Raw genomic sequence first — 23,480 nt, 5'->3', positions numbered from 1 at the left:
CGGATCAGGTCGAAGCCGAGCTTGCTGCGCTGGCGATACACTGGGTCGTTGCCGGACGCGAAACGATCGATGCAACGCTGTCAGCCGCACCAACCGATCCTGCCGCCGACATCTGCGCAATGTCGATCATTTCGGCGGTCGTGGCGTTGTTCACGACACAATCGGTGTAGGGTGCAACATTCACACCAGGCAGGCGCTTCTGCATTTCCGAGTTGATGACCGTGCGCGCGGCCTGGCGCGACGCGGCATCAAGCGTTGTCGGCGCGGTCGTAACCGGTGCCGTCGGTGCCGGACCGGTGGTCGGCAGCGGCGCAACACATGCAGCCAAGGTCAAAGCGGCGGCACCGCAGATTGCTGTCAGTTGAAAACGCATCAATAAACCCTTTTCTTCGGAGCAATTTTCTTCAGCTCGATTCCGCCTTCCTCGGCCTTTGTCAAAGGCTCCAGATGGACGGGACGATAGGCAAGTTTAACCTCGTTTCCATCGACCCACGCAAGCGAATGCTTGCGCCAATTGCTGTCATCGCGATCCGGATAGTCCTCGTGCGCATGTGCGCCGCGGCTTTCCTTGCGTGCTTCGGCACCGACAATCGTCGCCAATGCGTTTGGCATCAGGTTCGTCAGTTCAAGCGTTTCCATCAGATCCGTATTCCAGATCAGGCCGCGGTCGGTGACATGCAGATCGTCCAGCTTGGCGGCAATTCCGCCCATTTTATCCTTGCCTTCAGCCAACGTCTTGTCGGTCCGGAAAACGGCGGCGTCGGCCTGCATGGTTTTTTGCATTTCAAGGCGCAGATCCGCGGTGCCGGTGCCCCCCGACGCGTTGCGAAGGCTGTCAAAGCGATCCAGCGCCTTGTCCACCTCTTGCTGGTTGGTCGCCGGAACGGCCGATTCGCGATCCACGATCGCACCCGCGCGAATTGCGGCGGCGCGCCCAAAGACAACCAGATCGATCAGCGAGTTCGAGCCAAGCCTGTTTGCGCCATGCACGCTGGCACATCCGGCTTCGCCGACAGCCATAAGCCCAGGAAAGACCTGATCGGGATTTTCTGCGGTCGGGTTCAGAACCTCGCCCCAGTAATTCGTGGGAATACCGCCCATGTTATAGTGAACGGTCGGCAAAATCGGGATCGGATCGCGCGTCACGTCCACACCCGCAAAAATCTTGGCGGATTCACTGATCCCGGGCAGGCGTTCGGCAAGGCTTTCGGGCGGCAGATGCATGAGGTTCAGGAACATGTGGTCCTTGTGCTCACCCACGCCGCGTCCTTCACGGATCTCCATGGTGATGCAGCGTGACACGACATCGCGGCTGGCCAGATCCTTGTAGGTCGGTGCGTAACGCTCCATGAAGCGTTCGCCCTCGCTGTTGGTCAGATAGCCGCCTTCGCCGCGCGCGCCTTCGGTGATCAGGCAGCCCGAGCCATAGATGCCGGTCGGATGGAACTGCACGAATTCCATGTCCTGCAGCGGCAGGCCAGCGCGGGCAACCATGCCGCCACCATCGCCGGTGCAGGTATGGGCGCTGGTCGCGCTGAAATAGGCGCGGCCATAGCCGCCGGTCGCCAGCACCACCATCTTGGCGTTGAAGACATGCATCGTGCCGTCGTCCAGCTTCCAGCAGACAACCCCGGTGCAGGCCCCGTCGGTGATGATCAGGTCCAGCGCGAAATATTCGATGAAGAATTCAGCGTTGTTCTTCAGCGATTGGCCATACAGCGTGTGCAGGATGGCGTGGCCGGTCCGGTCGGCGGCGGCGCAGGTGCGCTGCACGGGGGGGCCTTCACCGAATTCGGTGGTGTGGCCGCCAAAGGGGCGCTGATAGATCTTGCCCTCTTCGGTGCGCGAGAAGGGCACACCGTAATGTTCCAGCTCGTAGACCGCCTTGGGCGCTTCGCGGGCCAGGTATTCCATGGCGTCGGTATCGCCCAGCCAGTCACTGCCCTTGACGGTGTCATACATATGCCACTGCCAGTTATCGGGGCCCATGTTGGACAGGCTGGCGGCGATGCCGCCCTGCGCGGCAACGGTGTGGGAACGGGTCGGGAAGACCTTGGTCACGCAGGCCGTGCGCAGGCCCTGTTCCGCCATCCCCAGCGTGGCGCGCAGACCGGCGCCCCCGGCCCCGACAACAACCACGTCGTATTCATGCGTATGGGTTTCGTAAGCAGCCATGTTATCCTCAGATCGCAATGGTGATGAACGCCATCTTCGCCAAAGCGAAGACCGCCGCCGAAATGACGGCCCAGCCAAAGATAACCGATGCGATGATCGCCACCTTGCGTTCGGTGTTGTAAATATAGTCGTCGATCATGATCCGGGTGCCCTTCATGAAATGCACCATGCCGACGATGACGAACAGCGCCGTCACGATGCCGGGATAAGGGCGCCCGAAATAGGCGATCACGCCTTCGCGCGGCAGACCTATGGCGCTGCCGACCACCAGCAGGAATGCCGGCGTCAGCAGGACCAGCGCACAGGCGCTGACGGTCATGGCCCAATGATGTTGGGTTCCGGAGCGGGCCGAGCCCATGCCGGTCGCAGCTTTGCGGGGGGTGATGTAACGCATGATTTTGCCCTCACTCAACCGATGAAGAATAAGATCAGAGAGATCAGCGTCAGAACGACCGAACCAATGATGATTGCCCAGGACGATTTGCGTGCCTCGTCGATTTCCAGCCCGATGCCGGCGTCGTAGAACAGGTGCCGGATACCGGCCAGCGTGTGATACCACAGCGCCCAGGCCGCCCCGGTCAGGACGATGAAGCCGATCCAGGACCGCACGACCCAATCCGCGCATGCAAAGGCCTCTGGCCCGCTGACGGCCGCGACCAGCCACCACACAAGCAGCAGCACACCTGCAACCAGCGCATGGCCGGTGATCCGCGTCAGGATAGAGGTCACAGCCGCAATTGGCAGTTTGTAGACCTGAAGATGGGGGGAAAGCGGCCGGTTACCCCGGTTCACATCGGCCATGGTGCGGCCCTCCTTTGTCGGTTCAAGCTCGACCCGTCGCAGGCTTTTGGCTGGCCGCGCAGGCTGGCGATTGACGATGCTTCTGGCCGTATTTCTGCCATCTGTCACCCGGTTATGCCACCCCGCGCAACGAAAAACTGCGGTTTTCATGGTTTGTGATCACGTGCGCATCTGCTGTGATCACAATATCGCGACGTGATGGTGAAAAGATCCCGGCATCCGGATCGTATGGCCCGCTAGACCGGCATCAACGCCCAGTAATCGAGATCAAGAAGAACATCGGGGCTGTATTTCCCGTCTGCGCCCTTCAGGGTGAAATTGCTGCTGTCGCCCTTGGTCGCAACGAGACGCAGCCTGATTGCGCCGACCCCGGGCGCAACGGTTTCCGACCTGTCCAGAACCTCGGACCAAGCGCGGATCGTGTCTCCGGCAAAGGCGGGGTGCGCATGCGCGCCAGCGTTCAGCCCAACGATCATCTGTGCATTCGCCAAGCCGTTGAAGGACAGGCTGCGCGCAAGGCTGATAATATGTCCGCCATAGATCAGTCGCTGTCCATCCGTGCGATGGGTCGCATCAAAATGCACCTTGGCCGTGTTCTGCCACAGGCGCGTGGCCAGCATATGCTCGGATTCTTCTATGGTGATCCCGTCCACATGGTCGATTTTCTCGCCCGGCGCGTAATCATGCAACCTGTGGCGTTCGCCCGCCAATCCGAAATCATAGCCGGTAAAATCCAACCCTTCGGGAATGCAAAGATCCGTCGCGTCCAGCGCCGGTCTGAGTTCGGGGATCACGATTTCAGTGGTATCGACATCGGGATTGCGCTTCTTCACCATCACCCAGCGTATATATTCCAGAACCGGTTCATCGACCTGATTCAGCCCCTGGGTTCGCACCCAGACCACCCCGGATTTGCCATTGCTGTTTTGCTTGAGTCCGATCACTTCGGATTGTGCCCGCAGCGTATCCCCCGGCCAGACAGGCCGCAGCCACCGCCCCTGAGCATAGCCAAGATTGGCGATGGCGTTCAGGCTGATATCGGGGACGGTCTTGCCAAAAACGAGGTGAAAGGCCGCCAGATCGTCAATCGGGCTGCTTTCCAAACCACATGATGCGGCAAATTCATCGCTGGAATACAGCGCATGCCGGGCCGGATACAGCGCATGATATAATGCACGCTCGCCCTCGGCGACGGTGCGCGGAACGGCATGCCGGATCACTTGCCCGATACGGTAATCTTCGAAGAAGTTGCCCTGATTGGTCTTTGTCATTGCTGTCCCAGCTTCATATCAGGTGTGTATTCGGCCTCGATCATCTTTGTGACAGCCTGTGCGCAGCGCATAACGCCGCGCGCACTGTCGAACGCCGTCGCGGGCGAACCATGCAGCTCCCATCCTTTGGACAGCGCTTCGCTGACACGGTGGCAAAATGCCGAAGTGTCATCTTCGGTGATCAGTCTGTAAATTCTGGGCATATCACCCTCCGAATGGCCAAGGTCCGACAATGCCGTGGATCAAGCCCACGACAACGGTCACGATGATGGCACCGGCGGCGGCCATCACTTCCTTTCTGGTGGCGAACGGCCCCTCCGGCGGAGTCCAGGGCAAACGGTTGAGCACAAGGATCTCGACCTGCGCCCATGCCAGCAAGCCTCCAAACAAGATGAACGAGGCCAGGTCACCATTCACCACCAGATGCCCAAGCGACCAAAGTGAAAACCCGACAAGTTGGGGATTGCGTATCACCGCCGTCGCCCGCGTCTTCATGCCGCTGGCCGCGAACATGTAGAAACCCGCCAGCACGAGCAGATTGTTCAATCCAACCAATGCAGCGGAACGGCCCCACCAGACCGGCCCGTCCGCGACCTTGTAGCCCCAGATCATCAACAAGACCGAGATCGCCAGGGCGATGGCGACCATGCGCGGCCCCTTGTCGCCCAACGCCGCCCGTTTTTCCGGTGAAAAACGCTTGAACAGATGCGCGCCCCACCAAAGGGCAAGGCCAAGGATCAGGATCAGCATCTGGCTTCCTTTCGCTGGATGAAACTTGCGGACACCCTGCCCTTATCCGGCCATGGCTGCAATCGCATCCGCGCGTTCAATGGTCTTGCGCGCAGTGACGACATGCAGGTTCTCGACAATCTTGCCATCGACCACCGCGACGCCCTTGCCCAAAGCCATGGCTTGTTCAAAGGCATCGATCTGGCGGCGCGCCAGTTCGATTTCGGTCTCGGAGGGGGCGAAACATTCATTGGCAATGGACAATTGCGCCGGGTGGATCAGGGTTTTGCCGTCAAAGCCCATGTCACGCCCCTGCTCGCATTCGACGCGCAGCCCGTCATCGTCCTTGAAGGCATTGTAAACGCCGTCCACGATCACCTTGCCATGCGCCTTTGCCGCCAAGAGACACAACCCAAGCCCCGCCTGCATCGGCAAACGATCGGGGCGAAAACGGCTGTTCAACTCTTTGGCAAGATCATTGGTGCCCATGACCATGCCTTCCAGGCGCGGGTGGGCGGCGATTTCCGCAGCGTTCAACATTGCAACCGGCGTTTCCATCATGGCCCATAGCGGAAGATCGGGAACCATCCCGGCAACAAGGTCCAGATCCGCCGCCGCATTGACCTTGGGGACAAGCACGGCATCCACAACCCCGTTCAACTGCCCCCCACAGGCCAATGCATCATCCCTGCCCCATTCGCTGTCCAATCCGTTGATGCGCAGGATTCTTGCGCGACTTCCGTAATCACCAGCCAGCGCGCTTTCCAACCCCTCACGGGCGATGGCCTTTTCTGTCGGCGATACGGCATCTTCGAGGTCAAAGATGATTGCATCAGCTGGCAGATTTTGCGCCTTTTCCATGGCGCGGGCATTTGCGGCTGGAATGTAAAGTACGGACCTGTAGGGGCGTGCCATGAAATCCTCCGAGAAATTATCTTGCGAAAAACTGCCTCGGCGCGTCAGAAATGGCAAGAACTTTCGCCGCACTGCGGCATCACCCCATAAGGCCCTGCCAGACAAGGCGCAGGGAAATCAAAGCCAGACCCCAGGTGATCAGCTTGTAAAACAATGCCTGTGGCACCACGCGCACGATACGCAAACCGATCCAGACCGACACCAAAGCGACCGGCGTCAACACCGCCGCAACCTTGAGATTGTTGGCAGACAACTGCCCGAGCGCCGCGTAGGGAATGAGCTTCACGAAATTGACTACGGCAAAAAACCAGGTGGTCGTTCCCGCAAAGACCAGACTGGGCAGGCGCAAGGGCTGAACATAGACCTGATAAGGCGGTGCCCCGGCATGGCTGACAAAACTGGTATATCCTGCCAGTGCCCCCCAAAAGCTGCCACGGGCAATGTCCGGCTTGCGGGCTTGTGAAGACAAGTCCGGTTTAATCAATGCATTGATGGCGAAACTTAAACCAATCAATCCGACAATGGTCGTGACCCCGCGATCGGGAACCACATGGGCGGTCGCCCAGCCAAGCCCCACACCTGCAATCGCGCCGGGCAATGCCGTGCGCAGCACCGTCGGATCGAGTGCCCGCCTGAAGGCCAGCAACCCACCCATATCCGATAGCACATATACAGGCAGCATCATCCCGGCCGCCTGCACGGGCGACATGACCAATGACAACAGCGGCACGGCCAGAATGCCGACCATCGCCAGCCCGCCTTTGGCAAGGCCGACCGCCATGGCTGCCAACACCGCAATCAGCCAGCCCTGCAATGTCAGTTCGATCATCGCACACCCTCCGTTCGACGTTGCGCAATGCATGCGTCGGCGGACCGAAAGACACAAGTGTTCGTGACCTTGCCGCCGCGTTGCAGCGACATAGACTTGCGATTCGTTGCGCAACCCCTTAACCACCGCGCAAGAATCCATCCATGAAACCGGAGGTTAACCATGGCCCGACCCAAGATCGCACTTATCGGTGCAGGGCAGATCGGCGGCACGCTGGCGCATTTGGCAGCGATGAAGGAACTGGGCGACGTCGTCATGTTCGACATCGCCGAGGGCACGCCGCAAGGCAAGGCGCTGGACATTGCGGAATCGGGCCCATCCGAGGGTTTCGACGCCTCGCTGAAAGGCACCAATGACTACGCCGATATTGCGGGCGCCGATGTCTGCATCGTGACCGCAGGCGTTCCGCGCAAGCCGGGCATGAGCCGCGACGACCTGCTGGGAATCAACCTCAAGGTCATGAAATCGGTCGGCGAAGGCATTGCCAAACACGCCCCGAATGCATTCGTGATCTGCATCACCAACCCGCTCGATGCGATGGTCTGGGCGCTGCGCGAATTCAGCGGCCTGCCCCATAACAAAGTCTGCGGCATGGCCGGGGTCCTTGATTCGGCGCGCTTCCGCCACTTCCTGTCGCTGGAATTCGACGTGTCGATGAAAGACGTTTCGGCCTTTGTGCTGGGCGGGCATGGCGACACCATGGTTCCGCTGACGCGCTATTCGACCGTTGCCGGTATCCCGCTGCCGGATCTGGTCAAGATGGGCTGGACAACGCAGGAAAAACTGGATGCAATCGTGCAGCGCACCCGCGATGGCGGTGCCGAGATCGTCGGCCTGCTGAAAACCGGCAGCGCCTTCTATGCGCCCGCGACCAGCGCGATCGAGATGGCCGAAGCCTATCTCAAGGACCAGAAGCGCGTCCTGCCCTGCGCGGCCTATGTCGATGGCGCCTTCGGCCTGAAAGGCATGTATGTCGGTGTTCCGACCGTGATCGGCGCAAATGGCATCGAAAAGGTCATCGACATCAAGATGGACAAGGACGAGCAGGCCATGTTCAACAAGTCGATTGACGCCGTGAAGGGCCTGGTCGAAGCCTGCAAGGGGATCGACAGCAGCCTGGCGTGATCAACACGCCTTGAAGCAAGTTTTCGAAACGGCGCGCCGCGGATGGCGCGCCGTTTTCTGTTTCGGGCGGCGATTCGATCCACCCTGACGCCCAAGGGTTCATGGAAAACCCGCGAGATCATCCAGATTCGTCTGCTTGCGTTAACATCAGGGAATTTGTGATCACAGCATTTGATGGCGTGATCACAACATGCCCGCACAGGCGCTTTTTCGCTAAAATGACGGGAAACTGTTTCTACCTTGTCATTTGTTGTGCCAATAAACCCTCAAATCTGTCGAACCGAATGAGGGGGTCGAGATGAACATCCACGAATATCAGGCCAAGGCGCTGCTGCGTCAGTACGGCGCGCCGGTCAGCGATGGCCGCATCGTCATGAAAGCCGACGAGGCAAAGACTGCGGCAGGCGAAATGGACGGCCCGCTTTGGGTGGTAAAGGCGCAGATCCACGCAGGTGGTCGCGGCAAGGGCAGCTTCAAGGAAGCCGAAGCCGGTGAAAAAGGCGGCGTCCGCCTGGCCAAGTCGGTGGAAGAAGCCGAGGAACTGACCCGTCAGATGCTGGGCCGCACGCTGGTCACGCATCAGACCGGCCCCGCGGGCAAGCAGGTCAACCGCATCTATATCGAAGACGGCTCGGATATCGAAACCGAACTGTATCTGGCCCTGCTGGTCGATCGTCAGACCAGCCGCGTCAGCTTTGTCGCCTCGACCGAGGGTGGCATGGACATCGAGGAAGTCGCAGCCTCGACCCCGGAAAAGATCGTCAGCTTCAGCGTCGATCCCGCCTCGGGCCTGTCGGATTTCCACGGCCGCCGCGTCGCCTTTGCCCTTAACCTGAAGGGCCAGCAGGTCAAGCAATGCGTCGCGCTGGTCAAAAACCTGTATCGCATGTTCATCGAGAAGGACATGGAGATGCTGGAGATCAACCCGCTGATCGTCACCACCGAAGGCAACCTGAAATGCCTCGACGCGAAGATGGGCTTTGACAACAACGCGCTGTATCGTCAGGCCGACATCCTCGCGCTGCGCGACGAGACCGAAGAAGATCCCAAGGAGCTGGCCGCGTCGAAATTCGACCTGAACTACATCGCGCTGGACGGTGAAATCGGCTGCATGGTGAACGGCGCCGGTCTGGCCATGGCCACCATGGACATCATCAAGCTGTTCGGCGCCGAGCCGGCCAACTTCCTGGATGTCGGCGGCGGCGCGACCAAGGAAAAGGTCACCGAGGCCTTCAAGATCATCACCAGCGACCAGAACGTCAAAGGCATTCTGGTCAACATCTTCGGCGGCATCATGCGCTGCGACATCATCGCGGAAGGCATCGTCGCCGCCGTGAAAGAGGTCGGCCTGCAGGTTCCGCTGGTTGTTCGTCTGGAAGGCACGAATGTCGAGAAGGGCAAGGAAATCATCGGCTCCAGCGGTCTGAACGTGATCGCGGCCGACGACCTGTCGGATGCCGCCGAGAAAATCGTCAAGGCCGTCAAGGGCTAAGCAGCAGGCCGCGCCCGAACGTGGCGCGGCGTCCTTTGGAAATTCGGTGCGCAGCGTCGCACCACACGCAAGGAGACCATGATGGCCGTTCTCGTTGACAAGAACACGAAAGTCATCTGCCAGGGCCTGACCGGCTCGCAGGGCACCTTCCACACCGAACAGGCGATCGCCTATGGCACGCAGATGGTCGGTGGCGTCACGCCGGGCAAAGGCGGGACCGAGCACCTGAACCTGCCCGTCTTCAACTCGGTCCATGAGGCCGTGGAAAAGACCGGTGCCAACGCATCCGCGATCTATGTCCCGCCCCCCTTCGCGGCGGATTCGATCCTGGAAGCCATCGACGCCGAGATCCCGCTGATCGTCTGCATCACCGAAGGCATCCCGGTTCTGGACATGATGCGCGTCAAGCGTGCGCTGCAAGGTAGCGGTTCGCGCCTGATCGGCCCGAACTGCCCGGGCATCATGACGCCCGACGAATGCAAGATCGGCATCATGCCGGGCAGCATCTTCCGTCGCGGCAGCGTCGGCGTCGTGTCGCGTTCGGGCACCCTGACCTACGAGGCCGTCAAGCAGACGACCGATGTGGGGCTGGGCCAATCCAGCGCCGTCGGCATCGGTGGTGACCCGATCAAGGGTATGGAACATATCGACGTGCTGGAAATGTTCCTGGACGATCCCGAGACCGAGTCGATCATCATGATCGGCGAGATCGGCGGTTCGGCCGAGGAAGAAGCCGCCGAGTTCCTGGCCGAGCAGAAGAAGAAGGGCAAGTGGAAGCCGACCGCTGGCTTTATCGCGGGCCGCACGGCGCCTCCGGGCCGTCGCATGGGCCATGCCGGCGCGATCGTGTCGGGCGGCAAGGGTGACGCGGAATCGAAGATCGAGGCCATGAAGAAGGCCGGGATCATCGTCGCCGACAGCCCCGCCGGTCTGGGTGAAGCCGTGTTGAAGGCAATCAATTCCTGATGCACGATGCGTGCATGCTGCCCCGGAAGTTGCGGGCAGCATGCACCTTTACCAAGTAGGGAGACGAACCATGAAACTCTTTGCGACAGCAGCCGTCCTGGCCGCCACCGCATTGGCCGCTTGCGCGCCGACGGAACCTGCCGTCGAAGTCTCGGTCACCGATTGGTCTGCAGAAGATCTGAATGCGGCCACCGGCATGCCCGGCGAAGCGATCATCGCCGCCTCCAAGGCGGAAAACCGCGTCATCGTGTTCTATCGCGACGACGCCGTGACCGAGGAACAGGTTGCTGCCGCACCTGCGCAGATCTGCTCCAACCTTGAAAGCGATGTATTCTCGACCGACGGTGTGGATCCCACGACTCCGGAATTCGCGGATGGCGTCAAGAAACTGACCGTCACCTGCGGCGGATAATTTGACAAGCCGTGTCCCCCTCTGGACTGTGGGGCACGGCAAACCGAGGCTTCGGGGAAAAAAGTGACCGAACAACATCCCAGCGCCGACCGAGAGATGGCCAGAAATGGCCGGGTCCGCGTTGCCCGACTGCGGGTTGCGCCGGTATCTGTCGCTGCCCTGCTAAGCCTTTCGGCCTGCGGTGACAGGATGACGACCGACATTCTGCCCGGCGGGATCCCCGCAAGCACCGATCTTCATCAGGCAAGCACCTTGCCCGCCGAATCCGTGCGCACCGTCGCACGGCGCGACTATGGCTGGCGCCTGATCTACCACCCTTCCCGCGCCCCTGCGAATGCCGAACAAGGCGCCGCCCGCGCGCTTTGCGCCCTTGAACGACGCCCTGTCGCCGGAATCGAGCATATCCCGCGCCTTGATCCCTATGCCGATCCCGGCGCTGCCATCATCGACATTACCTGTGCCTGAGACCCTTACAGCCACCCTCCTGCCCTGACCGGGGAAACGCCATGAATGACCAACCCAAAAATTCAGATTTTCACGACTCCTCCTTCTTGCAGGGTCACAACGCGGCCTATGTCGAACAGCTCTATGGCCAATGGGCCAAGGACCCGGCAGCCGTAGATCAGGCATGGGACGAGTTCTTTCGCGGTTTGGGAGATTCCGAGGCGGATGCCGTGCGCGAATCTCAGGGCGCAAGCTGGGCGCGCCCCGATTGGCCGCCGATGCCCGCCGATGACAACACGGCCGCGCTGACCGGCGAATGGCCGATGTCAGGCAAGGCAGAAGCCGATGCTGCGATGAAGAAAATCGCGTCCAAGGCCGAGGCCAAGGGTGTAAACCTGACCACGGACCAGATGCGCCAGGCAGTTCTGGACAGCATCCGCGCCCTGATGTTGATCCGGGCATTCCGGATCCGGGGCCATCTTCACGCCCAGCTGGATCCGTTGGGTTTGCGCAACGCGCCCGATCACGGAGAACTCAAGCCATCCACTTACGGGTTTGGTCCCGATGATCTGGACCGCCCGATTTTCATCGACAACGTTCTGGGGCTGGAGGTTGCGACCATCCGTCAGATCACAGATTTGATGGAACGCACCTATTGCGGCAGCTTCGCGCTGCAATACATGCATATCTCGAACCCCGAAGAAGCCGCCTGGCTGAAAGAGCGGATCGAGGGTTATGGCAAGGAAATCCAGTTCACCAAGAATGGCCGCCGCGCTATTCTGAACAAGCTGGTCGAAGCCGAAGGTTTCGAAAAGTTCCTGCATGTCAAATACATGGGCACCAAACGCTTTGGCCTTGACGGCGGCGAAGCCCTGATTCCAGCGATGGAACAGATCATCAAGCGCGGCGGCGCGCTGGGTGTGCAGGATATCGTCATCGGCATGCCCCACCGCGGCCGCCTGTCGGTTCTGGCCAATGTGCTGTCCAAGCCCTACCGTGCCATCTTCCACGAATTCCAGGGCGGTAGCTTCAAACCCGAGGATGTCGATGGATCCGGCGATGTCAAATATCACCTCGGCGCCAGCTCGGACCGTGAGTTCGACGGAAACAGCGTCCACCTGTCGCTGACCGCGAACCCGAGCCACCTTGAAGCCGTAAACCCGGTCGTTCTGGGCAAGGCGCGCGCCAAGAGCGACCAGCTCGGCGATCTGGCCGAACGCACCGCGGTTCTGCCGATTCTTCTGCATGGCGACGCGGCATTTGCCGGGCAAGGCGTCGTGGCGGAATGTCTGCAGCTGTCGGGCATTCGTGGCCACCGCACCGGCGGCACGATCCATATTGTCGTGAACAACCAGATCGGCTTTACCACCGCGCCGCATTTCAGCCGCACCTCGCCCTATCCCACGGATATCGCGCTGATGGTCGAGGCACCGATCTTCCACGTGAATGGCGACGACCCCGAGGCCGTGGTCCATGCAGCCCGCGTGGCAACCGAATTCCGTCAGAAATTCCACAAGGACGTGGTTCTGGACATTTTCTGCTATCGCCGCTTTGGTCACAACGAAGGCGACGAGCCGATGTTCACCAACCCGGCGATGTATACCAGCATCAAATCGCACAAGACCACGCTGCAACTTTATACCGACCGTCTGGTCGCCGACGGGCTGATCCCCGAAGGCGAAATCGAGGACATGAAAGCGGCCTTCCAGGCGCATCTGAACGAAGAGTTCGAGATCGGCAAGAACTACAAGCCGAACAAGGCCGACTGGCTGGACGGGAAGTGGTCGGGCTTTGAACGCGAGGGTGCCGAATATGTCCGCGGCGACACCGGAATCCCCACGGACACTATGGGGAATATCGGCAAGGCGCTGACCACAGCGCCCGACGGTTTCAACATGCACAAGACCGTCGGTCGCCTGCTGGAAGCCAAGAAGCAGATGTTTGCCAAGGGCGAAGGATTTGACTGGGCCACGGCCGAAGCACTCGCCTTCGGATCGTTGCTGACCGAAGGGCATGGGGTTCGCCTGTCTGGTCAGGACAGCACACGCGGCACCTTCAGCCAGCGTCACTCGGCCTTCATTGATCAAAAGACCGAAGACCGTTATTACCCGCTGAACAATATCGTCGAAGGTCAGGCCCGCTACGAAGTCATCGACTCGATGTTGTCGGAATATGCCGTTCTGGGCTTCGAGTATGGCTATTCGCTGGCAGAACCCAACAGCCTTGTCATGTGGGAGGCGCAGTTCGGCGATTTCGCCAATGGCGCGCAGATCATGTTCGATCAGTTCATCAGCTCGGGTGAAAAGAAATGGCTGCGCATGTCCGGTCTGGTCATGCTGCTGCCCCATGGCTGGGAAGGCCAGGGCCCCGAGCATTCCTCGGCCCGACTTGAGCGCTTCCTGCAAATGTGTGCGGAAGACAACTGGATTGTCGCGAACTGCACGACACCGGCAAACTATTTCCATATTCTGCGCCGTCAGATCCACCGCGGGTTCCGCAAGCCATTGGTGATGATGACGCCGAAATCGCTGTTGCGGCACCCGATGGCGGTCAGCAAAGCCGAAGAATTCCAGTCGGGTTCAACCTTCCACCGTATTTTGTGGGACGATGCCGAGCGTGGAAATTCACCCACCAAGCTGGTCGCAGACGACAAGATCCGCCGGGTCGTCATCTGTTCGGGCAAGGTCTATTATGATCTGCTGAAAGCCCGCGACGAAGCAGGCATCGACGATGTCTATCTGTTGCGCCTGGAACAATACTACCCTTTCCCGGCACAGGCCATGGTCAAGGAAATGGGCCGGTTCACCCAGGCCGAAGTTGTCTGGTGCCAGGAAGAGCCCAAGAACCAGGGGGCCTGGAGCTTCGTGGAACCCTATCTGGAATGGGTTCTCGAGCGTCTGGGCGCCAAGCATGCTCGGGCACGCTATGTCGGCCGCAATGCGGCGGCATCGCCCGCAACAGGTCTGGCCTCGCGCCACAAAGCAGAACAAGAGGCGCTGGTGAACGAAGCGCTTGTTATCGAAGGATGATCCGATGACCACCGAAGTGCGTGTGCCCACATTGGGCGAATCCGTCACCGAAGCCACGATTGCCACCTGGTTCAAGAAGCCTGGCGACCGTGTCGAAGTCGACGAGATGCTGTGCGAACTGGAAACCGACAAGGTAACGGTCGAGGTTCCCAGCCCCGCCGCCGGGGTGCTGGCCGAGATTGTTGCCGCGGAAGGCGACACCGTAGCCCCCGATGCATTGCTGGCGCAAATCGACGAAGCCGGCAGCGCCGCAAGCAGTGCCACCCCGAAATCCCAACCCAAAGCCGAACAGAGCGCGGCGCAGACTTCCTCGGAGGACAACAAGAACATGAGCGGCAAACCCGTGGACGTGATGGTCCCCTCACTTGGTGAAAGCGTCACCGAAGCGACCGTTGCCACCTGGTTCAAGAAGGTCGGTGATCAGGTTGCCGCCGATGAAATGCTGTGCGAGCTGGAAACCGACAAGGTTTCGGTCGAAGTTCCCGCCCCGAGTGCCGGTGTTCTGACCGAAATCCTCGCCGAGGAAGGTGCGACCGTCGATGCGACCGCCAAGCTGGCCGTTATCGCCGAAGGTGCCGCCGGCAGTCAGCCCGCCCCCGCCGCGCCATCGGAACGTGCAGCGAATGCCGGCCCCGAGGAAATGACCCCGCGCAAGGATGTCGAGGATGCGCCTTCGGCCAAGAAAGCCATGGCCGAAAAAGGCGTCAGCCGCGACGAGGTGCAGGGATCGGGCCGCGACGGGCGCGTCATGAAGGAAGACGTGGCCAAGGCCGCCGCTGCACCGAAACCGTCGGCGGCAGCACCTCGCGCGCCGTGGGCGCCCGAGGACGCGGCCCGCGAAGAGCGCGTCAAGATGACCCGTCTGCGCCAGACCATCGCCCGCCGTCTGAAGGACGCGCAGAACACCGCGGCGATGCTGACCACCTATAACGAGGCCGACATGTCCGGCGTCATGGGCCTGCGCAACGAATACAAGGACGCCTTCGAAAAGAAGCACAAGGTCAAGCTGGGCTTCATGTCCTTCTTCGTGAAGGCCTGCTGCCACGCGCTGAAGGAAGTCCCCGAGGTCAACGCCGAAATCGATGGCACCGACGTGGTATACAAGAACTTCGTCAACATGGGCGTCGCCGTGGGCACGCCCTCGGGGCTGGTCGTTCCGGTCGTGCGCGATGCCGATCAGAAAAGCTTTGCCGCGATCGAGAAGGAAATCGGCGAGCTTGGCAAGAAGGGTCGCGACGGCAAGCTGTCGATGGCGGAAATGCAGGGCGGCACCTTCACCATCTCAAATGGTGGCGTCTATGGCTCGCTGATGTCCTCGCCGATCCTGAACCCTCCGCAGTCCGGCATCCTGGGCATGCACAAGATCCAGGAACGCCCGATGGTCGTCGGCGGCGAGATCGTCATTCGCCCGATGATGTATCTGGCGCTGTCCTATGACCACCGCATCGTCGACGGCAAAGGCGCCGTGACCTTCCTGGTGCGCGTGAAAGAGGCGCTGGAAGATCCGCGCCGCCTGCTGATGGATCTTTGATATCATCATCGGTCGGGCGGTATACGCCCGGCCACTTCCCGCCCGAGGGTCGTGCAATGCTTGCTTTTCCCCGTCCGAACACATTTTGCAGCCCGGCGCGGATAGCCTGGTTCGGAACCGCTTTCCTGTTGGGTCGTTTGAACACGGGCACACGATCTTGGCGACGACATTTCTTTGCCGCGCCGGGATGCCCGGTTCAGGATGGAAGGGGTGAAACGCCATGCAGATGATTGCCCGATACAACGTTGCCGAATATGCCGCCTTCAAGACGGCATTCGACGCGGATGCCGAAGATCGTGCCAATAACGGCCTTTCGCTGTTGCAGCTGTGGCGGGAAGACGACCGCAATGCCTGGGCGTTGTTCAGCGTCAGCGACACGAAGGCGGCGCGCGACTATCTGCAAGGGGCCGCAGGTGTTTTTTACAGCCATGGCGGGGTCATCAAGACTGATTATCATTTCGTCGAGACCGCATGATGACGACCGAGTTGACTGCATTGGCGCTGGCGGGATTGCTGCAAGGATTGCAGTTCGTCGCCTATTCGGTTGCCGCGAACCGTCAGGTCGGACCGCATGTGGCAATGGGTCCCCGTGATCGCACACCTGCATTGACCGGCATTCCCGGTCGGTTGCAGCGCGCACTCAACAACCATTTCGAAGGTTTGATCCTGTTCATCATCGCGGTGGTTGTCGTGACGCTTGGCGACGCCGCGTCGGGAATGACAGCCCTATGTGCCTGGATCTATCTCGCTGCCCGGGTCCTTTATGTTCCGGCATATGTCTTCGGCTGGGTGCCGTGGCGTTCGATCATCTGGGCGATCGGCTTTGCGGCCACCATGACAATGATTTTGGCGGCGCTGATCTAGGCGCGGTCACCGTAATCCGGGCCTGACCTGATCTTCAGCCATCAGCCCGACCTATGATGTGGACGCCTCGCGGGGTCCGAGGGACAAGAAGGAGAAAGCCATGTCCACCTATGATCTGATCGTGATCGGCGCCGGACCCGGCGGCTATGTCTGCGCGATCCGTGCCGCACAGCTTGGCTTGAAAGTCGCATGTGTCGAAGGTCGCGAAACCCTTGGCGGCACCTGCCTGAATGTGGGATGCATCCCGTCCAAGGCACTGCTGCACGCCAGCCACATGCTGCATGAAACCCATGAGAACTTTGACAAGATGGGCCTGACCGGCGCCAAGGTGAAAGTCGATTGGGAAAAGATGTTGAACTACAAGGCCGAAACCGTGGCCGGCAATACCAAGGGCGTCGAATTCCTGTTCAAGAAGAACAAGATCGATTGGCTGAAGGGATGGGCCACCATCGAAGCCGCCGGAAAGGTCAAGGTTGGCGATACGGTGCATGAAACCAAGAACATCGTCCTTGCGACGGGTTCCGTGCCCTCCAGCCTTCCCGGAGTCGACGTGGATAACGACACCGGAATTGTTGTTGATTCAACCGGTGCGCTTGCATTGCCCAAGATCCCGAAATCGATGGTCGTCATTGGCGCGGGGGTGATCGGCCTGGAACTGGGGTCCGTCTATTCCCGCCTCGGCGCCGAGGTCACGGTAGTCGAATATCTTGACGTCATCACGCCCGGAATGGATGCCGAGGTCCAGAAACAGTTCCAGAAGGTTCTGACCAAGCAAGGTCTAAAATTCGTCCTGGGTGCCGCGGTCAAAGGCACCAGCGTCGGCAAGGGCAAGGCAACCGTGACCTATGCGCTGAAAAAAGATGACAGCGAACACAGCATCGAGGCCGAGTGCGTTCTGGTGGCCACCGGGCGTCGCCCAAAGGTCGACAATGTCGGACTCGACAAACTGGGCGTGGAACTGACCGATCGGGGTTTCGTGAAGATCGACAAGCATTGGGCAACGAATGTCAAAGGCATCTATGCCATCGGCGATTGTGTCCCCGGTCCGATGCTGGCCCACAAGGCCGAAGACGAGGGCATGGCCGTTGCCGAAGTGATCGCGGGCAAGCATGGCCATGTCAATTATGACGTCATTCCAGGCGTCATCTACACGACGCCCGAAGTGGCCAATGTCGGCTTGACCGAAGCCGCGGCGAAAGAGGCCGGTCACAAGGTCAAGATTGGTAAATTTCCGTTCATGGGCAATGCACGGGCGAAGGCCATGATGCAGGCGGATGGCTTCGTCAAGCTGATCGCAGATGCCGAGACCGACCGTGTTCTGGGTTGCCATATCGTCGGCCCCAACGCCGGCGAGATGATCCACGAAATCTGCGTTGCGATGGAATTCGGTGCCTCGGCCGAGGATGTCGCACTGACCTGCCACGCTCATCCGACGACATCGGAAGCCGTTCGCGAAGCTGCATTGGCATGCGGAGACGGCGCAATCCATGTCTGAACTGCGGCGGGTTTTTGCAGCCCCCCTTCCCCATGGCGGCGACCACCGCCATGGGCTTGGTCGTCGCGCAATGCTGCTGGGTTGTCTGGCTTTGGCAGCCTGCGGGCGCAGCCAGCCCCGATCACAACAGGTGCCGCCGGGGTTGGGCGCAAACGGGTTGTATCCGAACGAGACCCCGTATCTGCGTAGTCGTATCAACTATTGGTCGCGCCATTACGGCGTTCCCGCCGAAATCGTTCAACGCGTCGTCATCCGTGAATCCACGCATCGCCCCGAGGCCCGCAATGGCCCCTATTACGGTCTGATGCAGATCCTGCCCCAGACCGCCCGCACGATGGGGTATCGCGGTCCTGCGTCGGGATTGTTGGATGCGGATACCAATCTGCGCTATGGCGTCAAATACTTGCGCGGTGCCTGGCTGGTGGCCGAAGGCGATCCCGATGACACGGTGATGTGGTATGCACGCGGCTACTACTATGAGGCCAAGCGCAAGGGATTGTTGAAGGTCACGGGTCTGCGCAGCTAACGTCGCCTGCGCCGGTTTCGTCCTGCGGCCGCCTGAAAACTGATTTCGGGCAAACTGACATGGCCCGCCAGTTTCTCAAAGCGGTCCGTCGCATGCGGGATCGCGTTTGCTGCCACGAAATGTTGCTGGAACAGGGGGGCGATTGCGGTTTCGATACGCGTGATCCGCTGAACCTGGGCCTCGATTTCGCGGCGCGCGGCACGCGAACACAGCGCCATTCTGGCCCCGGTACCAGCCGCATTCCCCGCACTGGTGACGCGCGCAGGATCGCAATTCGGGATCATCCCGAGAACGAGCGCGTGAAGCGGCGAGATATGGGCACCGAACGCCCCCGCCAACACAACCCGATCCAGCTCGTCTATTCCAAACTCATCCATCAGCAGGCGTGCACCCGCATGAACCGCGGATTTCGCAAGCTGGATCGCGCGAATATCACCTTGTGATACCGTAATGACCGGCCCGCCTTGCGCCGAGTCATCGTGAAGCACATAGGAAAAGGTCCGGCCATCAGCAATGCAACGGGGGGTGCCGGTTTGTTCGGGCGAACCGATAAGCCCCGATTGATCCATGATCCCGGCCATCCGCATTTCTGCAACGATTTCAATGATCCCGGATCCACAGATGCCGGTCACCCCGCCCGGACCAACCACCTTTGCAAAGCCGGGCTCATCTGACCATGCATCAATACCGATAACCCGAAACCGGGGTTCTTTGGTCTGTGGATCGATCCGGACCCGTTCGATCGCCCCCGGCGCGGCACGTTGTCCATGGCTGATCTGCGCGCCCTCGAAGGCCGGTCCGGTGGGGGATGAGCAGGCCAGAACCCGCGTCCGGTCACCCAGAACAAGTTCAGCATTCGTACCGACATCAACCACCAGAACCGGTTTGCACGATTTTTGCGGCTGCTCGGACAGCACGACAGCCGCGGCATCCGCGCCGACATGCCCCGCAATCAATGGCAGCATATACACCGTTGCACCGGGATTGATCGGTATCTGCAATTCGCTGGCCGCAAGATGCAACGCCGAAGAAATAGCGGGTGGAAACGGTGCCTGACCCAATTCAACAGGGTCCAGCCCCAGCAGCAGGTGATGCATGACCGGGTTGCAGACGATGGTCGCATCAACGATCTGTTCCGCACAAAGCCCTGCCTCGGCGCTAAGTTGCGCCACCAGTTCGGCCAACCCCACCCGCACGGAATCGGTCATTTCCTGCGCGCCGCCTGCGTTCATCATGCCATAGCTGACCCTGCTCATCAGGTCTTCTCCGTACCTGATCTGGGGGTTCATCAATCCACTCGATGCCAACACCCGTCCGTCATCCAGGCTGACAAGATGTCCCGCGATCGTTGTCGTTCCCAGATCGATCGCCAGGCCCAGCAGGGCATTTTGATCAAAGCCGGGTCGCAGATCGATCAGGCGGGCCGATCCGTCATCCTGATGCCCGATGATGGCGGTCACCTGCCAACCACCTTTGCGCAATACCTGTTGCACCCGCACCAGAACGGCAAGATCAGCCGCAAGCCCGCGGATCCCCCATTGATGTGCCAGCGCATCCGACAAGCGTTGAAAATCGCTGCTGGGGTCCTCCAGCGACGGCTGACAAACCTCGACCAGATAGCTTCGCACCGCGGGATCCATCTCCATCACCCGCTCGGCCGCGGATTTACGGACGACCTGACGGTGCAGCTGGCTTCCCGGCGGCACGTCGATGACCGCATCCGCCAGCAACCTGGCCTGACACCCCAGACGCCGCCCGTCAGGCAGACCACGAATGCGGTCATAGCGCTGTTCGACCTCGTTCAAGTCGCTCAGCGCATCCGGGCCCGATGTCATGCCATGTTTGGCAAACTGACCGATCGTTGGTGCGATCAGGCATTTCGAGCAAATCCCCCTGCCGCCACAGACCGAGTTCAGGTCGACGCCCAGTTTGCGTGCGGCATCAAGAACAGAAATCCCTGCCTCGACGCGTCCGCGCCGCCCCGACGGCGTAAACACCACCATGACTTCATCCGGCATCTCGGTCCTCATTCTTGCCACCATCAGCCTAATCGCGCGGCAATCCGGTCGAAAACGGCAAATGCGTCACGCCATGTGGCATTTGCGACCAATGGCACCGGCGCCAGCCTGATTGCCCAAAGCCCGGTCGCCTCAAACAACACTTGCAGGTGGTTTGCCGAAGCGATAGGAAAAACGTCGCGGCGGGTGTAGCTCAATGGTAGAGCAGTAGCTTCCCAAGCTAACGACGAGGGTTCGATTCCCTTCACCCGCTCCAGTCTTCCCCGTCGTCGGAGTTCACGCATGCTGCTGGAATTCGCCCTGCTGTTCTGCGCCGGGGTGGTTGGCGGCATGTTGAATGCGGTCGCTGGCGGAGGGACATTTGTCACGTTTCCCGCACTGGTCTTTATTGGCGTTCCACCCGTCGCTGCAAACGCCACCTCGACCGTCGCTGCCCTGCCCGGCTATCTGGCGGCAACCTGGGGATTTCGACAGGACTTGAGGGCAATGAATGACGCGCCCCTGTGGTCATTGACCATATGGACAATGTTGGGCGGGGCTATGGGTTGCGTGTTGTTGCTGGTCAGCTCAAACGATGCGTTCTCTGTCTTGGTCCCCTTCCTGTTGCTGGCCGCCACGATCCTGTTCTACTGGTCCGACACCTTCCGCCGCCAGGCACTCCGTTGGAGCCGAGCCGTCACCCCGTTCAGCCTGGCCACGTTGCTGCCGATGGCAATCTATGGCGGTTATTTCAACGGCGGTTTAGGGATCGTGATGCTGGCCGTGTTCGCCATGTGGGGCATGACAGATCTGCATCAGATGAACGGGTTGAAAAGCTGGCTCAGCTTCGCCTTGTCGGTTGTTGCAGCCATCGTCTTTTCGGGGGGCGACAAGATCGTCTGGCTTCCCTGTGCCGTGCTTGCCTTGGGCACCATCATCGGCGGCTATGCGGGCGCCCCTGTCGCGCGCCTCATTCCGCGACAGGTCCTGCGCCTGCTGATCGCGGTGATCGGCTTCGGCATGGCCGCGATCTTCTTCTGGCGCCTGATGCCGTAAGCGCAACATGTCACTGTCTTGCTCCGCCCGCCCCCTGCTTTTCCCCCTGAGAACTGGCTCATTTGGATCTGGAGTTTTCAGGTAGACTTTCCTGGCTGGGAAAGGGGCGCAAACGCATGAAAGCATCGAAGTTCACGGCCGCGCAGAAATCGTTCATCTTGCGGTAAGGCGAAGACGGAATGCCGGTTGTCGAGATCTGCCGGAAGGCTGGGATCAGTCAGGCGGCCTGTTTCAAGTGGAAGCGGTATGGCGGGCCATTGCCCGACGAGATGCGCCGGCTGACGCTGCTTGCGGACGAGAATTCGCCGCTCAAGAAGATCGTTGCGGACCTGACGCCGGCGCGCGAAATGCTTCAGGATGTCATCCGCCGAAAACGCTGAGGCCGGAACGGACGCGTTGCGCGGCTTGGGCGGTCTCGATCCGCAGGGCTTGTGGGGCCTGCGAATTGACTGCTCCGGCTAGTGCGACCAGTCCCGCCGCACGGATCCGGCAGCGTGTGACAGGCGCGGATCAAGGAGATCTGCGAAACGCCTGTTCGATACGGATATCGACGCGTGCATGTTGTCCCTGATCGCGATGGTTGGCGCCGCAGCATCAAGAAAACCTCTCGTGTTTACAGGGCGATGGGCATGCAGTTGAGAAACAGGACGCCGAAAAGGCGTGTGAAGGCGACGCTGCGAGAGGATCGGGCAGAAGCCGTCGGGCCAAGCGATGTCCGGGCGAATGTCCATGATCAGCTCGCTCGGGGCAAAAGCGGTGCATTCTGACGGCCGTCGACACCCACGCGCCTCTGTCTGGCCCGGGATGCCCGCGTCAGCTCGCGTGGCGAAGGCGTCGCCCAGACCTTGGAAAAGATGTGCCCAGATCGGTTGTCCGAAGACGACAAGGGGCGATAACGGAACCGGATTCCTGTCTCGTGACCTCGTTTTCCGGGCCTGCGCAAAGGGTATGACCCTGGACTGCTCACGGCGACGTCTCACGACCGGGCCAACCGACTGACAACGGGGTTCATCTTGCGTCGGGAAAACAGTCCCCCAGACTGTTTTCTGATCCTCCTTCCATTCAACAGCAAGCCTGGATCCGAATGCCTGAATGCGCATTGGTTCATGAACCTGGCAGATGCCGGTGAAAAGCTGGAGGATTGGCGTGGACACGACAACGACGACAGACCACACAGCACCATCGGACCCAAAGCCCCGGGCGCGCTTCACTTTCACCGTGACGCAACCAGCCCGTCACCGTGGGCAAAGCCCGAAAACCCCAGCCTCGGGTGGTCCAGAGTTGGAAGGCAGAGCAACTGCTTCTGGAGCCGGGTTATCCGCAGGTGGAATAATTGGATCAGTTGTGCGTACGCAGGAGGCGCGCCCCGGTCTGGGCGCCATCAGTCGATGTCTTTCTGGCATTGCTAACCGCGCAAGGGCCCGGCGGGCCGCCCTGCGGGCGTGCGCTCCGCGGCAGGAACGCTGATCGGCGAAGAAAATCGCGCCATCGTCCGGCCATCACAGCCTACTTTTTCAACTCGCGCCGCCAAGCGTAGATCTGCCGGTGGAAGACCTCGTGGCGCTGCGGTGACCGTCGCACCTTCAACGCCAACCGCCAATACGATCTTGAGCTGCTGATCTTCGCACTAAAACCGCCGCTGCTCAATCCCGGGAACCTCACCCCGCATGGCCCATCCACATCCAACATAGCACTAGCGACACCGCTAGGGTCAGGATTCATAACCAATAGATTACGGTCGCCGCGAGGGCGATGGCCGATAGGAACACCACGGGGCATCGGTCATAGCGGGTCGCCACACGCCGCCAATCCTTGAGGCTGCC

General features: G+C 60.5%; 22 protein-coding genes, 1 tRNA gene and 2 pseudogenes. 14 read left to right on the top strand and 11 right to left on the bottom strand.

Translation table 11 applies throughout. The features are described 5' to 3' along the window. Positions 1–4: 4 nt before the first annotated feature. From PAF17_RS13410 to PAF17_RS13370, 9 genes are all read right to left on the bottom strand, one after another. Positions 5–373: a hypothetical protein gene (locus tag PAF17_RS13410; RefSeq protein ID WP_271889613.1), complete on the bottom strand. Its 369-nt coding sequence runs from the start codon at positions 371–373 to the stop codon at positions 5–7. Then, entirely contained in the window at positions 373–2,175 is a 1,803-nt protein-coding gene (sdhA, locus tag PAF17_RS13405; protein ID WP_271889612.1) for a succinate dehydrogenase flavoprotein subunit, read from the bottom strand. Before sdhA ends, PAF17_RS13410 begins: the two co-directional genes overlap by 1 nt. Before the next feature lie 7 nt (positions 2,176–2,182). Further along, a complete protein-coding gene (locus PAF17_RS13400; RefSeq protein WP_271889611.1) occupies positions 2,183–2,569 on the bottom strand; it encodes a succinate dehydrogenase, hydrophobic membrane anchor protein in 387 nt (128 codons plus the stop codon). A gap of 14 nt (positions 2,570–2,583) precedes the next feature. Next, complete coding sequence (sdhC, locus tag PAF17_RS13395) at positions 2,584–2,976, bottom strand: succinate dehydrogenase, cytochrome b556 subunit (protein WP_271889610.1); 393 nt, start codon at positions 2,974–2,976, stop codon at positions 2,584–2,586. A 236-nt stretch (positions 2,977–3,212) separates the two neighbouring features. Beyond that, the gene (locus PAF17_RS13390) at positions 3,213–4,247 is read right to left on the bottom strand and encodes a MaoC family dehydratase (RefSeq protein WP_271889609.1); all 1,035 of its coding nucleotides are present in this window, start codon (positions 4,245–4,247) and stop codon (positions 3,213–3,215) included. Beyond that, a complete protein-coding gene (locus tag PAF17_RS13385) occupies positions 4,244–4,450 on the bottom strand; it encodes a DUF1737 domain-containing protein (protein ID WP_271889608.1) in 207 nt (68 codons plus the stop codon). Before PAF17_RS13385 ends, PAF17_RS13390 begins: the two co-directional genes overlap by 4 nt. Position 4,451: 1 nt before the next feature. Then, positions 4,452–4,997: an NnrU family protein gene (locus PAF17_RS13380; RefSeq protein WP_271889607.1), complete on the bottom strand. Its 546-nt coding sequence runs from the start codon at positions 4,995–4,997 to the stop codon at positions 4,452–4,454. Between the two features lie 42 nt (positions 4,998–5,039). Further along, positions 5,040–5,891: an HpcH/HpaI aldolase/citrate lyase family protein gene (locus PAF17_RS13375; RefSeq protein WP_271889606.1), complete on the bottom strand. Its 852-nt coding sequence runs from the start codon at positions 5,889–5,891 to the stop codon at positions 5,040–5,042. A 79-nt stretch (positions 5,892–5,970) separates the two neighbouring features. Next, positions 5,971–6,720, bottom strand: coding sequence for a sulfite exporter TauE/SafE family protein (locus PAF17_RS13370; RefSeq protein ID WP_271889605.1), 750 nt, complete (start codon positions 6,718–6,720; stop codon positions 5,971–5,973). 162 nt (positions 6,721–6,882) lie between these two features. Between PAF17_RS13370 and mdh the strand changes: the two genes are divergently transcribed. The 11 genes from mdh to PAF17_RS13315 all read left to right on the top strand — a co-directional run bounded on the left by mdh (position 6,883) and on the right by PAF17_RS13315 (position 18,604). Next, a complete protein-coding gene (mdh, locus tag PAF17_RS13365; RefSeq protein ID WP_271889604.1) occupies positions 6,883–7,845 on the top strand; it encodes a malate dehydrogenase in 963 nt (320 codons plus the stop codon). Between the two features lie 298 nt (positions 7,846–8,143). Next, complete coding sequence (gene sucC / locus PAF17_RS13360) at positions 8,144–9,337, top strand: ADP-forming succinate--CoA ligase subunit beta (RefSeq protein WP_271889603.1); 1,194 nt, start codon at positions 8,144–8,146, stop codon at positions 9,335–9,337. 81 nt (positions 9,338–9,418) lie between these two features. Beyond that, complete coding sequence (gene sucD / locus PAF17_RS13355) at positions 9,419–10,303, top strand: succinate--CoA ligase subunit alpha (RefSeq protein WP_271889602.1); 885 nt, start codon at positions 9,419–9,421, stop codon at positions 10,301–10,303. Between the two features lie 70 nt (positions 10,304–10,373). Next, positions 10,374–10,715 carry a hypothetical protein gene (locus PAF17_RS13350; RefSeq protein WP_271889601.1) on the top strand — a complete coding sequence of 114 codons (342 nt, stop codon included), beginning with the start codon at positions 10,374–10,376 and terminating at the stop codon, positions 10,713–10,715. A gap of 63 nt (positions 10,716–10,778) precedes the next feature. After that, positions 10,779–11,180 carry a hypothetical protein gene (locus tag PAF17_RS13345; RefSeq protein WP_271889600.1) on the top strand — a complete coding sequence of 134 codons (402 nt, stop codon included), beginning with the start codon at positions 10,779–10,781 and terminating at the stop codon, positions 11,178–11,180. 41 nt (positions 11,181–11,221) lie between these two features. Continuing rightward, the gene (locus tag PAF17_RS13340; protein ID WP_271889599.1) at positions 11,222–14,188 is read left to right on the top strand and encodes a 2-oxoglutarate dehydrogenase E1 component; all 2,967 of its coding nucleotides are present in this window, start codon (positions 11,222–11,224) and stop codon (positions 14,186–14,188) included. Between the two features lie 4 nt (positions 14,189–14,192). Continuing rightward, on the top strand, positions 14,193–15,719 hold the full coding sequence (gene odhB, locus PAF17_RS13335; protein WP_271889598.1) for a 2-oxoglutarate dehydrogenase complex dihydrolipoyllysine-residue succinyltransferase: 1,527 nt from the start codon (positions 14,193–14,195) through the stop codon (positions 15,717–15,719). Between the two features lie 220 nt (positions 15,720–15,939). Then, positions 15,940–16,194, top strand: a complete 255-nt coding sequence (locus tag PAF17_RS13330) for a hypothetical protein (protein WP_271889597.1) — start codon at positions 15,940–15,942, stop codon at positions 16,192–16,194. After that, positions 16,194–16,583: an MAPEG family protein gene (locus tag PAF17_RS13325; RefSeq protein ID WP_271889596.1), complete on the top strand. Its 390-nt coding sequence runs from the start codon at positions 16,194–16,196 to the stop codon at positions 16,581–16,583. Before PAF17_RS13330 ends, PAF17_RS13325 begins: the two co-directional genes overlap by 1 nt. Before the next feature lie 100 nt (positions 16,584–16,683). Beyond that, positions 16,684–18,078, top strand: coding sequence for a dihydrolipoyl dehydrogenase (gene lpdA / locus PAF17_RS13320; RefSeq protein WP_271889595.1), 1,395 nt, complete (start codon positions 16,684–16,686; stop codon positions 18,076–18,078). A 70-nt stretch (positions 18,079–18,148) separates the two neighbouring features. Next, complete coding sequence (locus tag PAF17_RS13315) at positions 18,149–18,604, top strand: lytic transglycosylase domain-containing protein (RefSeq protein WP_271889683.1); 456 nt, start codon at positions 18,149–18,151, stop codon at positions 18,602–18,604. Here PAF17_RS13315 and PAF17_RS13310 read toward each other — a convergent pair. Next, a complete protein-coding gene (locus PAF17_RS13310) occupies positions 18,601–20,622 on the bottom strand; it encodes an ASKHA domain-containing protein (protein ID WP_271889682.1) in 2,022 nt (673 codons plus the stop codon). The two genes, PAF17_RS13315 and PAF17_RS13310, sit on opposite strands and share 4 nt — an antisense overlap. Before the next feature lie 182 nt (positions 20,623–20,804). Here PAF17_RS13310 and PAF17_RS13305 point away from each other — a divergent pair. The 3 genes and pseudogenes from PAF17_RS13305 to PAF17_RS13295 form a co-directional block, all read left to right on the top strand. Beyond that, positions 20,805–20,878 (top strand) — tRNA-Gly (locus PAF17_RS13305). Positions 20,879–20,904: 26 nt separating this feature from the next. Further along, positions 20,905–21,657 (top strand): sulfite exporter TauE/SafE family protein, encoded by a 753-nt coding sequence (locus PAF17_RS13300; protein ID WP_271889594.1) that lies wholly within the window; start codon positions 20,905–20,907, stop codon positions 21,655–21,657. A gap of 116 nt (positions 21,658–21,773) precedes the next feature. Continuing rightward, a pseudogene (locus tag PAF17_RS13295) lies at positions 21,774–22,898 on the top strand (integrase core domain-containing protein); the annotation flags it as partial. A 477-nt stretch (positions 22,899–23,375) separates the two neighbouring features. Here the strand turns inward: PAF17_RS13295 and PAF17_RS13290 are convergent. Beyond that, positions 23,376–23,480, bottom strand: a pseudogene (locus PAF17_RS13290) (IS5/IS1182 family transposase); the annotation flags it as partial.

It is taken from the genome of Paracoccus onchidii (genome assembly GCF_028294535.1).
GTDB classification, from domain to species: Bacteria; Pseudomonadota; Alphaproteobacteria; order Rhodobacterales; family Rhodobacteraceae; genus Paracoccus; species Paracoccus onchidii.
This window is presented reverse-complemented; position numbering and strand designations above follow the sequence as displayed.